Genomic DNA, 12349 nt, shown 5'->3' on the forward strand with positions numbered 1-12349 from the left:
CTAGACTATTAAAATTCTTTCGATTCCAGACACCACGTTGATCATCAAAGGACTCCCCTTGTTGCGCACGTTTTACCCACTCAATAATCTGGGCATCGCTCTTCACACCGAGTTGTTCACGAATTTCTCGCAATGATTTTCTCTCTTCTAATCGAAGACGAACTGCTTCTCGCTTTAGTTCTTCTGTATATTTTTGAAATGATTGTCCTTTTCTTGCCATAAAAAAATCCCCTCCAGATAAAACAGTATTGAGTCCATCATATCAGATGGACTCTTTTTTTACTGTCTACCTATAGGGGATAATACCATTTGTACTACTCTTTTCTTCTCTGTCTCATTTTAAGAAGAATCCATTGGTAGGTTTTTTATAAGGAGATTTTCTAATGAAGAAAGTAATCATTTGGGTTGTATCTGCTCTGGTGCTCATAGCAGGAGGATATTTTACTATGGAATACTTAAAACAAAAAGAAAAAGAAGAAAAGTTTTGGAAGGCACAAGAGGCACGAGTAGAAAAGTATATTCATTACAATATTCAAGATGTAAAATCGATTACATTTAAAGAACACAGTGTAAGTCCAATGGGTGTTCCTTCTGTAGAAGGATATATAAATAATGATAAGGAATTATGGTTTGATGCAAGTATAAGTACTACAGATAAATTTGAGGATAAGTTTGGTTGTTCTGGGGAATTAGATAAAATGATTAAAAAACCAGCAAAATCGGTATCGGAAATTGAAAAAGAAGAGAAAGAAAAAAGAAAAGAGTAGTCTTTGAACTACTCTTTTTTTGTATCCTATTCTAAGAAAAATGTATTGGTAAATGTTTTTTATAAGGAGAATTTCCAATGAAGAAAGTAATGATTTTGATTGTATCTGCTGTGATACTCATAGTAGGAGGGTATTTTACTATGGAATACTTAAAACAAAAAGAAAAAGAAGAAAAGTTTTGGAAGGCACAAGAGGCACGAGTAGAAAAGTATATTCATTACAATATTCAAGATGTAAAATCGATTACATTTAAAGAACACAGTGTAAGTCCAATGGGTGTTCCCAGATTAAAAGGTTATATAAATAATAATGAAGAATTGGATTTTATAGCTTATATTAGTACTACAGAAAATTTCGAAGATGATTTCACACGTTCTGGAGAACTTGGAAAACTTATAAAAGACCCTGAAAAGTCGGTATCTGAAATTGAAAAAGAAGAGAAGGAAAAGAAACAAGAGTAGTCTTTAAAATGTACCCTATAGAATAGACACTTGAAAAAAGTCTATTCTATAGGGTACATTTTAGTAAGTACTGATTTTTGTATTTTCTTTTTTTTATTCATGTTTTAACCTCCAATATGTGCTGGTAAAAAACAAGTACGGTAATTAGAATTCTGGTACAAAAACCTCAAAATATTTACAATTAATCTCCAAAACTTGGACACATTTATATTATTACTCTAAACAAACGTAGATTTCTCCTTTTCCACATGCATATAAACTTCAGAAATAATCTTTCTTCCTTCACTTTATATTTTGATTATACGAAGCAAAGTTCTCGTTTTTCTTACTTGATACTTACAAATTCCTTAAGTAGAGGATATTTTAAAAATGGATTTGTAGCGGTACTCCTATGTTAAGAGATAGCTTAAGGACCGAGGATTTTATTGTTTTTATAAAGAGTTGATGTTATGTTTGTTTTGTAATATATGGTGTTTTATGTATGTAGGAGGATTTATTGAAGAAATTATTAATATTGTTTTTATTAGCTACATTTTGTCTACAGATTACAGGATGTTCTAATAATATGGGTGCACTAAGGGAGAAGTCTAAAACTTCAACACTTGTGAAGTTTAAACACATCAATAAAGGGTGGTACAAACATATGTAATAATTTGTATCACCCTTTGTTGATGTTAGAAGTCATAAGGAAAAGGTTGATAGTTAGATACTTTTCATAAAGAAAAGACACCCATATAAGAGTGGCCTTTCTAATAGTTTTTTAGCAGAAGCAACTGCATCCGATAATGATTAATAGTATAAAGAGTACAACAAGCAAAGCAAATCCTCCAGCAAAACCACAGCCTTCTCCGCAACTACCACCATAGCCCATAATAGTTCCTCCTTTAGGTAAGAGGATTAAAACTAAGGGCCATTCATGTATTTTAACGGGTTCACTTTACTTTATGTTTTTAAGAATGAATGGAGTAGGTCCTTTTTTATTTTATCGAAAGTAAACTTTTAGCCAGCAGTTTATTTTCATACTATTAATTTTTATACGTATTTGGTGAAAAATCAAGGAGCTGCAAAAAAATACTATACCGAAAGTTCGGTATAGTAACGTGCATATAAAAGATCCCACTTTGCTATATCCCAAAAAGAGTCATAAAAATCTATGTTTTTTTAATTCAGTTGCAAACTACAAAACTTCTTTTTAAAGAAATGTATGTACATACAAATTATATTTTATTCCATAACTCTCTAACTTTTGTTCGTGGTAGTCTGATATTGAAAAAATATAATATTTGGTACGACATCACTTTGTTTTTTTATAAAGTTTTGTAATTAAACTATAATATTGTATTTTTTTTTGTATTATTGAAATTAGTAATAATAAAATGTATTATTGAAAAGCACAATTTATAATTCAAGTAATCAGGACTATGCGCCCATTATAATTTGAACATTCAGAAATTATAATATTGTCTAAAAATGAGGTGAGATTCATAGAAACAGTACATATTAAATGGTATGGAATGTATAGTATAAATGATTTTTATAATAGGGAAGAAGCTTCTAAGAAGGGGATATTTGCAATCTCTAGAGTATGTGCTAAGAGTGTAACATTGCTATATATAGGACAAACCAAAAGAAGCTTTATACAAAAGATAAGGGAACTTAATAAGGAGTGGCCTTTCGATGAGAGCGAATTAAAGATTACATTAGGAATAATAGAATTTCCTAGTGGTGAAATTTACTCTGAAAAGAAGGTAAAAGAGATAAAATCCCTTTTGATTTTACGACATACCCCATTAGAAAACGAAACATCTTTATTATACTATAGAGGGAAATTTAATTTAAAAATTATAAATAAGGGAAGAAGAGGTTTAATTGTTAAAAAGCTTTCTACAGGAGATCTAATATGGACATAATTGGAATCACCTTTGAATAAAATTGAAGGTTTCTTAAGTGCAGAAGCTTATCAATTTTTAATGTATTAAACTATTTTGAATAACATATGTCAGATACTTGAAAAAACACAAATTTTATTATGATATGAAATCCTGTATGGAAAGTGTAGTTTATTTCTATTGTTTAATAAAAATATTAAGAATTTTAGGGATAATACATAAAGAGTAGAGGAGAAAGTAAACACGGAGGTTTGAAGAATGGGACAAGTAAGCAGATTTCAAGAAAAACAACAGAATCGTCGTCAAAAGGCAATTTTTAATATTGCATTTACTTTGGTATTAGTGACAGTTGGTATAGTGACATACCAGTTATTTACCGCTTCTAATACATCAAAGAAAGCAATTGCTCAAGAAAAGAAAGTAACAAAGATAGAAGAGAAGAAAACTGAAGATAAAGAAACAGCAAAGATAGAAGAGAAGAAAGCTGAAGATAAAGAAACAGCAAAGATAGAAGAGAAGAAAGCTGAAGATAAAGAAACAGCAAAGATAGAAGAGAAGAAAACTGAAGATAAAGAAACAGCAAAGATAGAAGAAAAGAAAACTGAAGATAAAGAGGCAGCACAGCTAGAAGAGAAATCAAAAACAGAAAAATCGGTAAAAACGAACGGAACTGAAAATAATGAGGAAGAAAAAACGACATCTCAAGAAAAGGGTTCTCAAACTAATCCTTCTTGGAAGCCAATTGGTACCGAGCAAGGAGCAAAACCTGAAATGAAATTTAAAGAAGGAACAGTAGATTGGAGTGAGATGAAAAAAGCAATTTCTTATGCTGTTGATGTTCCAGAGAGCCAATTGATTTTCGATTTTATTGGGAATAATGGTAATAATAAAGCCTACGGTAATGTACGAGATAAGCAAAATAATAAAAAATATAAGGTTAATATTGATTGGGTAGAAAATCAGGGGTGGAAACCAGTATCTGTACAAGTGGTAAGATAAATAATAGAAATGTAATGATGTAAATCAGCTGTCCATATGGACAGCTGATTATTTTTTTGCTTAGCGTATTTTTTTGAAAATGCTGGTAGTACCTCGTTGAGAAACATGAATTAAATCTATATTTTGTTTTATTTACCTCACTACTTTATCCATAATTTCTTTATATTTATAATAGTAATTAGTTTCAAATAAATAGTTGTACGGAAGAAAATGTTCCTTGTAAGTAGTAAGCATCCTTTGTAATTTTAATTTATAATTATTTATAAAAAAGAAAAGACACCCTAAGGTGCCTTCCTTCGACTTGAACCATCTTAATTTTAATAATATATTGGACTCCCATCCAAATATTATTTTACCATGTTAAATTGTTTTATTCATTGAGAAATATAGTTTCATTTTATACTTAAAAGAATTCTATAGGCTAGAACCACCTATTAATTAGGGGAAACTGACATGTTAAGCTAATATTATAATACTTCTAGAACGGAAATTTTGAGCAATATGTATACGAGCCACATATTAAAAAAAGACACTCTCAAGAGTGCCTCTCCTTAGCAGCCGAATCCGCCGCCCCAACAGCTAGCGCCAACGATGATTAATAAGATGAAGAGCACAACAAGTAAGGCAAATCCGCCGCCGAAACCACAGCCTCCACCACAACTACCGCCATAGCCCATATTAACTCCTCCTTCCATAAAGACCATTTATTAATGGATTTAATTTACTTTATGTTTTTAAGGATGAATGGAGCAGGTCCTTAAAAAATAAAAGGATTTTGGAAGTTAAAAAGAGTTGACGACCTTATTTTTGTCACCGGTATTTCGTCTGCTACATATTGTATTTTATTCTGTGTATTGGGGGAAGGAGGATCTTATGGCTAATTCTGAGATGATTTTACGTTTACTTACGGATTTAAAGATTGAACAACAATTGTTGAAAGAACAGTTAGAGAAAATGCAAACAGCTGTGACTATTCTTGAAGAAAAATCAGTGACGCTTAAAGAAAAACCAGCGACTCTTAAAGAAAAAACAATGACTCCTGAAGAAAAACCATCTGTTACAAAGCAAAGAGCTTTTTCTGGACGCCCAACATCTTTTCGTGATTGGAGAGCAGCTGCTCAAAAAAATTCATAAAATTATAAAAAAAGAAGACATCAATTAAGCTGTCTTCTTTTCTTATCCAATCCAAATGAGTTAAGAAGGTATATCCATATTGCTTTAAAAATAAGAAGAAAATAACGATTGTCGACTCCTATTTTAGTATAGCGTATAATAATCTATATATATATGTAATTTTACATAAATATATAGATTATATAATGTTAAGCATATATATTTTAGTTGTCTGTTATTTGTTTTAATTCATTTATTCTTATTATTTTTTAAGAGCCCCAGTAATGGGGCCTTTTTATAATTGTGTTAAAGTAGAAACCCCTCAAGCATAAGGAGGGGTTACATAACTAGGAAAATAGTTATTTGTGTTTAATGAGAGGAAGTTCAGGGTGTTGTTTCTGAATTTCTTCTAAATGATTTTCGCTTTTGCCTTTTAAAGTTTGATCGAAAAAGCTAGTTACTAGTTTATTAATCAGTTTGTAGTTTGTGGCTACATCTTCGCCAGGTTCATTAATAATAGGTGAAAATGCTGCTAAATCTGTAAAACTAGTATGGTTTGTTTTTGGAATTACCACTGTGTACACGCCCGGTTTTTCAATGGTTTTATTTCTTAAATAGACTATTTCCAATAATTCATTTGGGATTCCGGTTGTCTTTGGATTCTCAGCCTCTTTCATAAAATGAATCGTAGCTTCAGCATTCATCAACATGAATGGTTTTTGAGGACCGTCTTTAGGCATTGGATCGCCATACAATCCACCATCCATATTAATTGCAGCTTTAATACGCGTATCCTTCACTAACATTTGTGCGGCAGTTGCTCCACCAAAAGAGTGACCGAACATTCCAATTTTGTCATAGTCAATTAAGTCTGCAATAGTTTTAAAACTTTTATCGAAATTGCCTTCTATTACTTCATTTAAAACAAAAGTAGTATCCTGTTCCCATTTTTGAACTATGGTATTTAAGGCGGTAGGTGTATATTCAATTGGTATAGAGTCTACACGGTTTCCATTAGGGAAAATCGTTGTTGCTGCATATCCTGTAAAATTAAGAGCGATTACTACATAGCCTTGACTAGCTAATTCCTCTAACTGGAATGTATTTTGTTGACCATATAATCCCATCCCATGGCCGAATAAAAGGAGGGGGAATTTTTCTTTATCTTGAAGTGGCTTAGCATTCTGATAAGAATGTGTTTTTGTCAGCCCTAAATGTGTCGTTACGATATATGGAGCACCGTTTGTTACTGCCAATTGTTCAGCCAGCTCGTTTATGTTCTCAAAATAGGCAGAAGGCTTCCCTGATCCTTTTGCGGCAGGATAGTATACTTGTATCATTAACTCACGATTTCCATGATTATTTGGTACAGTGGTTTCTTTTCGATTTGTATCAATTAAATGAAAAGCTTTCGTTCCTACTGTATATTTTCCAGTAGGCTCTGGGAGTGTTATGATCGGAAAAAGTAAAGGTAATGTAAACATTGCGATAGCAGTTACGATAATTCCTAAACCTTTTAAAACTTTCATCACTAACTTTTTAGAAACGGCTGTAGTTTTTGGTTTCAAAAAAACTTGTAATGTTAAAACGAACAATAAGAAATAGGCGGGAATCATACGCCAGTTTGCACCAATTACAATGATGGTGGCAAATAATAATGCATAATTTATTAGTAAAAGGACTCCATTTTTTTTCGTCAAACCCCGTTTGATAAAGATGGGAATGATACTAGATAAAAGTAATACAGCAACAAAAATGATTTCTAACATTTTTAGCTCCTTTCCTAATCAATATAGATATAGATTGATAATTTACAACCTTCCCAATTATATAACTATAATTGATGATTGTATGCATGTAAGTAAGTTTAGAATGTTTTTATATGACATTAAAAAAGTACTCATACGAGTACTTTTTCTTAAATGAATTATTATTTATTTTTAAACCGTTCCCCATAAATGATAAACCATACCGATAACAAAAAATGCTAGTCCTACAAACAAAACGATTAAAGCAAGCACTCCATTTTTATTATGTTCCATAAAATTAGCTCCTTTTCATTTACTTATCTACAAAAAGCCTTTAGTCGTAATTATGGCTAAAGGCTTGGATCTTCATACTTTGTAGTTTATAAAAAAGTTGCACTTCTGTATTAATTTGGAATATGATTATTTAAAGAGAAGGTGATGAGTACATGCAGGACAAAAAACAATTCCCGCTTATATCTGGAAATCTCTCATTAGATTTAGTAAATACAGAGCTAGTTAGGCGTGGACAACGTTATGATTTATTAATAACAAATGAAGATGTATTAGAATGGCTACATGTAATAAAGGTTAGTCTTCCTTTTTGGAATGAAAAAACATTTATAAGGATTCAAGAGCGCACGAATCAAGTGACATCTATTATATTGGAAGTAAGAGAGGTACTGAGAAAACAGTTTGAGGTAATTGCTGATCAGCACGAAATTTCCAATGATTTTGTTACGTATTTAGAAACACAAATTGAGAAAGCACCATTTACATATAAAATCATTGAACAGCAGCTAGTATCTATCCCGGTTGGAGAAATCGAGGATGTACTCGCATCGTTAATTGCATTTGATGCTTTAACGTTAATAGCATCAAATAAGCTGATTTCCCTTAAAAGGTGTTCAAATCCTGACTGTGTTTTATTATTTATAGATAAGAGTGGGAAACGAAAATGGTGTTCTATGAAAATATGTGGGAACCGGAAAAAGGTAGCAAAATTTCAGGATCGAAAATTTGAAGAAGTCTAGAGAATCAACTTATAACAGTTGATTCTTTTTTTTTCTTCTTTAACTAACCTATAAAATTAATATTTACAGGTTAGTTATGTCGAGTTATAATTGTTGGTAAATAAAGGAGGAGAATGATGGATAATATAACAGCAACTAAGCAGGAAGATCCTCAACCAATAAGTGTACGATATTTTACAAAAATGAAAGGGAAAGGAAGAAGTCCATTACAAGTAAATATAAAGGACTCTTTAACAGGACTACTAGGGGGATTTTTAACAATTATTACCTTAACATATTTAACGAGCATAACCTCTACAGAATTATTAATGGCTCCATTTGGGGCGAGTTGTGTATTAGCGTTTGGAGTTTGGAATGCGCCATTATCTCAGCCGCGTAATATTATTGGAGGACATTTGATTTCAACTTTCATTGGTCTATCAATATATCATTTGTTTGGGAATGAATATTGGACAATTGCTTTAGCAGTGGGGATGGCAATAGCCGTTATGATGTTAACGAGAACGACGCACCCTCCGGCAGGGGCCGATCCGATTATCGTTATTTTAGGGGCAAATAGTTGGAGTTATTTAGTAACACCAGTTTTAATTGGCTCCGTTGTTATTGTAGTTATTGCTTTATTCATTAATAATATGAGTAGTAAAAGAAGCTATCCAACTTTTTGGATTTAGTTTATAAAGCGAAAAACAATTTAAGTAAGTATGTCGTTTTTACTATGTTTTAATTTTTTTATAGAAAAAAGCCTTTAGTCGTAATTATGACTAAAGACTCCATGTCTCAAACTTTTTAATTTAAAGAGAAAAGACACCTTAATGCGCCTTCCTCCGACTTGAACCATCTTAATTTTAATAATATGTATTGGACTCCCATCCGAATATTATTTTACCCCTCAGAACGAAAAATTGTGCTTACTTGCAATAAAAATCTCATTTTTTCGTTTTGGGGTGTTATAAAATCTTGAAGTTGATGGGCATAGGGTGGGACCCAAAACAGTACGATTTTATTTCAAAGACACAACGATTTTACTACACACTTTTTATTTATCCCACACTCTCATCTGCTAGTATTACTATTTTTTATTACTAATGTTGCCGTTTCACTCGGATGGCTAAGAGGAAAATGATGGCCATATGGAACAAAATCAACATTACCAAGATGCGATGGAGCAGAATAGGCTCTGTCATAATCCCCCCAAATAATGTGAAGATTATACTTTGTTACTTCATTGAAATCACCTTGATCGTTTTTCAGTAGTAAACTGTTAAGCTGAACCGTAGTATTTAAAATTCTAGGAGAAGTAAAACTGTTACTTATCTTTTCAATATAATGTTCAGGGATGCTCTCCATACTTTCAAACAAACCATTACTTAATAAATAACGCTCTATCAAATTAGTAGTTGCTAATTTTAATGTCCATTTGTTCATAAATTGAGGAACATTTAGTGATTTAGCATTTTTTTTAGCAACAGGTGGCTGAAGTAAAGTGATTGCATACTTCTTATCTATGTACTCTTGTACCAATGCTTCCAGAAGAATAAACGCACCGAATGAATGGCCAATTAGATGTGCACCATTCGTAGCTTTCTCCAATAACTTTTTCACTACATTCAAATAGATATCTAGAAGATTTTTCTCTCGTTTAAAAGGAGAACGTCCCAAACCTGGAAGATCCAAGATCCATATAGGTTGACCAGTTTTTTCATGAAGCTCTTGTGCTAAAGGAAATAAATCTTCTCCATCACTCAATAAACCATGTAATAAAATAAACGGTTTACCCTCTCCTTGTAATTGGTAAAGGGTAGTGTTATCGCATAATGTTCGTTTAAATAAATGATTATGCTGGCCATTTTGATACATCATTCGATAATCCAGATCAGCTACTACGGCAGGCAAAAATTTTATTACACTCGTCTTCTTAAACCAATCTCCTCCCATAATTTTTTTCGCTGAAACATTTGGGAAATTTTGTTTTGTAATAAAATTCAATCCATCAGAAGGAATTTTTGTTATTTTACTTACTCCACTATTCATAATTGCTTTCATAAGTGGCATTGGAACAGAGATTTTTGGTGCCCTCATATTCATACTTTCCGACATAATATTTAATAATTCAGCAATGTTCTGATCGTACTGTTTGTCTTCAACAAGTGTATATGTTTGAATAGTCGGTTGCTCCAATCTGAAAACCTGCATAATAAACTTCGCAAGCTCATCGTTTGAAATAAGTGGTAACCTATATCCCTTACCTCCAGGAATCATTGGCATGAGCCCTCTTCGCATACTCATCACAAGCAAACCTAATCCTGCTATCTGCTCTGTACTCCCTGTTTTACTACTACCGACTACAGTTGGCGGATTAATTACAGAAAGCGGATAACCTACTGCGGATGCCTGCTGACGGATATAGAGATCTGCTAAAAATTTTGTTCTCTCATATGGATTTTTTATTTTTAAATAATTGTTTCCTTCTGTAAACACATCAATTGCAATCTTGCTATTTTTATCATCAAAGGGACTCATATAACCTACAACATGAATAAATTGTTGCAAGCCCTTCAATTGATGAATACTTTTAGCTAATTCACTAATATGTTTGGCGCCATTTAAAAATACGGAAGCTGCCTCTTTACTTGTCGCTTGAATATCCATGGGGCCTCCTGCGTGAATAATCACATCCGTTTTCAATACCCTCTCCTTATCTTCAGCACTTAGACCTAAATCTATTTTCGTCAAATCACCTTCAATAAAGTGCATAACTTTCTTTTTTAAGCTGCCTCTTTCTTGAAAAAGGCGTATTGCTTTACTTTTCGACCTTACTAAAAGAAGAATTTTAACATCCTCTTTGGCTAATTCTTTCACTAATTGCTTTCCAACAAAGCCTGTTCCACCAGTTAAAAATACTGTTCTCATATAAAATCCCCTTTGTAGTACTAATTAGTACTAATTTGATGTAAAAAAAAAGCTTCTTTTATCGAAGCAATTTAAAAAAATGATCTGCTGTTTTCGTGATTACAGTTGCATCTTTCAATGTTTCTGAAATAAATAACGCTCCCTCAAGATTTGTAATAAAAAGTGATGCAACCTCATCAATATGAATCGTATTTCTGAATTCTCCATTCTCTACCCCTTGTTTAAGTAATAGAGAAACTTTCTCTTGTAATCCTGTAAAAAAAAGACCTATTTTTTCTTTTATTTGCGTGGCCTGTGTAGGACTTTGAATATAAAGAGTAATAAATGGACAGCTCCCCTTATACTCTCTCGACTGAACTCCTTGTGATAATTGCTTTAAAAACAGTTGGATACGATCTTCAACTAAAAATTGGTTCTGAGAAAGTACGTCATCAATTGCAGATTGATACATTTCAATCCAATAATCAACGACTTCTTCTAATAATTGTTCCTTATTAGAAAAGTGATAATACACATTAGACTTTGAAACTTTGCTTACACGTACTAATTCATCCATACTTGTATAAGCAAACCCTTTTTCTAAAAATAATGTTGCAGCTACTTCAATCACACGTTTTTGATTAATTAATTTTACCTTTGTCATAACTAGAACTATATAGTACTAATTTAAATATTGCAAGTATTTATGTTAATTTTAAAAAAATTTCCACTAACATTGATTTTACTGCAAAAAAAATCTTATTTTGAATAAAGTTGAACTGAACCCCGAAATTGTTAATTTATTATCGTCTAATAGGGGTCACCATATATGCCCATCAACTTAAGAAAAAGAAATGCCCCCAAAACGAAAAAATGAGCACCTTCTCAGAATAACTATCTGTAGAGAAAGAAAATTTTAATTTAGGGGGATATGAAAATATTAGCTTGATGATGATGGGGTAGTACCAACGAGTCGCTTAGAATTGTAAATCTGTCTTTTCATAATCCTACTCCATAAAGAAAAGACACCCTAAAGTGCCTTTTATCGATTTGAATTATTTATTGTATGTAGTTCATATTCGTTAGCATAAAACTCTTTTATTAGTTTTATTTCATTCGTATCTGGATTAAACTTAAATATTTTAATTTGATTAGATTCGTCTTTGTATGCAAATGTATACTCACCAACTTGGGTCATATTGCTGGTATTTAAGATAGGATCGCTACCGTGATCAGTAATTTCCACAGTTTTCTCACGATCCCAAAACGCGATGACAATAATCAAAATGATGAGGTATACACGTATGAAACGTAGTTCTCTTGCAACAGGATGTTCCATCTGTTAGTTTCCTTTACTGTTTGATAGAGTCTGTTTATAAAAGAGATAATTGCAATGAATATAAATAAAAAAGACACCGTAAAGTGTCTTTTTTATTTTAGTTATGCGCATTA

15 protein-coding genes are annotated in these 12349 nt (G+C 32.0%); 8 read left to right on the plus strand and 7 right to left on the minus strand.

What is annotated here, in order from left to right:
• Positions 1-220: transposase (locus tag BAQ53_RS04720; protein WP_133257857.1), on the minus strand; the 220-nt coding region annotated here is incomplete at its 3' end.
• Between the two features lie 163 nt (positions 221-383).
• Here BAQ53_RS04720 and BAQ53_RS04725 point away from each other — a divergent pair.
• The 3 genes from BAQ53_RS04725 (at position 384) to BAQ53_RS04735 (ending at position 1877) form a co-directional block, all read left to right on the plus strand.
• On the plus strand, positions 384-767 hold the full coding sequence (locus BAQ53_RS04725; RefSeq protein WP_208906542.1) for a DUF1433 domain-containing protein: 384 nt from the start codon (positions 384-386) through the stop codon (positions 765-767).
• A gap of 77 nt (positions 768-844) precedes the next feature.
• Positions 845-1228, plus strand: a complete 384-nt coding sequence (locus BAQ53_RS04730; protein WP_089149417.1) for a DUF1433 domain-containing protein — start codon at positions 845-847, stop codon at positions 1226-1228.
• Between the two features lie 496 nt (positions 1229-1724).
• Entirely contained in the window at positions 1725-1877 is a 153-nt protein-coding gene (locus BAQ53_RS04735) for a hypothetical protein (protein WP_208906543.1), read from the plus strand.
• A gap of 111 nt (positions 1878-1988) precedes the next feature.
• Here the strand turns inward: BAQ53_RS04735 and BAQ53_RS04740 are convergent, their stop codons facing one another.
• A complete protein-coding gene (locus BAQ53_RS04740; protein ID WP_000540371.1) occupies positions 1989-2099 on the minus strand; it encodes a YjcZ family sporulation protein in 111 nt (36 codons plus the stop codon).
• 604 nt (positions 2100-2703) lie between these two features.
• Between BAQ53_RS04740 and BAQ53_RS04745 the strand changes: the two genes are divergently transcribed.
• The gene (locus BAQ53_RS04745) at positions 2704-3138 is read left to right on the plus strand and encodes a hypothetical protein (RefSeq protein ID WP_002100802.1); all 435 of its coding nucleotides are present in this window, start codon (positions 2704-2706) and stop codon (positions 3136-3138) included.
• Between the two features lie 237 nt (positions 3139-3375).
• Positions 3376-4116, plus strand: a complete 741-nt coding sequence (locus tag BAQ53_RS04750; RefSeq protein ID WP_208906544.1) for a YrrS family protein — start codon at positions 3376-3378, stop codon at positions 4114-4116.
• A gap of 551 nt (positions 4117-4667) precedes the next feature.
• Here BAQ53_RS04750 and BAQ53_RS04755 read toward each other — a convergent pair.
• Positions 4668-4793 (minus strand): YjcZ family sporulation protein, encoded by a 126-nt coding sequence (locus BAQ53_RS04755; RefSeq protein ID WP_000540377.1) that lies wholly within the window; start codon positions 4791-4793, stop codon positions 4668-4670.
• A gap of 196 nt (positions 4794-4989) precedes the next feature.
• Between BAQ53_RS04755 and BAQ53_RS04760 the strand changes: the two genes are divergently transcribed.
• Positions 4990-5250 carry a hypothetical protein gene (locus tag BAQ53_RS04760; RefSeq protein WP_000013691.1) on the plus strand — a complete coding sequence of 87 codons (261 nt, stop codon included), beginning with the start codon at positions 4990-4992 and terminating at the stop codon, positions 5248-5250.
• Positions 5251-5588: 338 nt separating this feature from the next.
• Here BAQ53_RS04760 and BAQ53_RS04765 read toward each other — a convergent pair whose 3' ends face one another.
• A complete protein-coding gene (locus BAQ53_RS04765; RefSeq protein WP_208906545.1) occupies positions 5589-6998 on the minus strand; it encodes an alpha/beta hydrolase family protein in 1410 nt (469 codons plus the stop codon).
• Positions 6999-7423: 425 nt separating this feature from the next.
• Between BAQ53_RS04765 and BAQ53_RS04770 the strand changes: the two genes are divergently transcribed.
• Positions 7424-8008: a CGNR zinc finger domain-containing protein gene (locus BAQ53_RS04770; RefSeq protein ID WP_196478701.1), complete on the plus strand. Its 585-nt coding sequence runs from the start codon at positions 7424-7426 to the stop codon at positions 8006-8008.
• A 116-nt stretch (positions 8009-8124) separates the two neighbouring features.
• Positions 8125-8679 (plus strand): HPP family protein, encoded by a 555-nt coding sequence (locus BAQ53_RS04775; protein ID WP_000368838.1) that lies wholly within the window; start codon positions 8125-8127, stop codon positions 8677-8679.
• A gap of 382 nt (positions 8680-9061) precedes the next feature.
• On the opposite strand, the gene BAQ53_RS04780 is transcribed toward BAQ53_RS04775, so the two are convergent.
• The 3 genes from BAQ53_RS04780 to BAQ53_RS04790 all read right to left on the minus strand — a co-directional run bounded on the left by BAQ53_RS04780 (position 9062) and on the right by BAQ53_RS04790 (position 12236).
• A complete protein-coding gene (locus tag BAQ53_RS04780; protein WP_208906546.1) occupies positions 9062-10918 on the minus strand; it encodes an alpha/beta fold hydrolase in 1857 nt (618 codons plus the stop codon).
• Between the two features lie 58 nt (positions 10919-10976).
• A complete protein-coding gene (locus BAQ53_RS04785; protein WP_208906547.1) occupies positions 10977-11561 on the minus strand; it encodes a TetR/AcrR family transcriptional regulator in 585 nt (194 codons plus the stop codon).
• A gap of 378 nt (positions 11562-11939) precedes the next feature.
• Complete coding sequence (locus BAQ53_RS04790) at positions 11940-12236, minus strand: YmzC family protein (protein WP_000400974.1); 297 nt, start codon at positions 12234-12236, stop codon at positions 11940-11942.
• Positions 12237-12349: the final 113 nt, after the last annotated feature.

The organism is Bacillus sp. B25(2016b) (genome assembly GCF_001679765.1).
GTDB lineage: Bacteria > Bacillota > Bacilli > Bacillales > Bacillaceae_G > Bacillus_A > Bacillus_A thuringiensis_K.

Coding starts and splice junctions, on each gene's coding strand:
- BAQ53_RS04775 (WP_000368838.1), top strand. CDS start 8,125: ATGGATAATATAACAGCAACTAAGCAGGAAGATCCTCAACCAATAAGT.
- BAQ53_RS04740 (WP_000540371.1), bottom strand. CDS start 2,099: ATGGGCTATGGTGGTAGTTGCGGAGAAGGCTGTGGTTTTGCTGGAGGA.
- BAQ53_RS04785 (WP_208906547.1), bottom strand. CDS start 11,561: ATGACAAAGGTAAAATTAATTAATCAAAAACGTGTGATTGAAGTAGCT.
- BAQ53_RS04755 (WP_000540377.1), bottom strand. CDS start 4,793: ATGGGCTATGGCGGTAGTTGTGGTGGAGGCTGTGGTTTCGGCGGCGGA.
- BAQ53_RS04790 (WP_000400974.1), bottom strand. CDS start 12,236: ATGGAACATCCTGTTGCAAGAGAACTACGTTTCATACGTGTATACCTC.
- BAQ53_RS04765 (WP_208906545.1), bottom strand. CDS start 6,998: ATGTTAGAAATCATTTTTGTTGCTGTATTACTTTTATCTAGTATCATT.
- BAQ53_RS04760 (WP_000013691.1), top strand. CDS start 4,990: ATGGCTAATTCTGAGATGATTTTACGTTTACTTACGGATTTAAAGATT.
- BAQ53_RS04750 (WP_208906544.1), top strand. CDS start 3,376: ATGGGACAAGTAAGCAGATTTCAAGAAAAACAACAGAATCGTCGTCAA.
- BAQ53_RS04725 (WP_208906542.1), top strand. CDS start 384: ATGAAGAAAGTAATCATTTGGGTTGTATCTGCTCTGGTGCTCATAGCA.
- BAQ53_RS04730 (WP_089149417.1), top strand. CDS start 845: ATGAAGAAAGTAATGATTTTGATTGTATCTGCTGTGATACTCATAGTA.
- BAQ53_RS04770 (WP_196478701.1), top strand. CDS start 7,424: ATGCAGGACAAAAAACAATTCCCGCTTATATCTGGAAATCTCTCATTA.
- BAQ53_RS04780 (WP_208906546.1), bottom strand. CDS start 10,918: ATGAGAACAGTATTTTTAACTGGTGGAACAGGCTTTGTTGGAAAGCAA.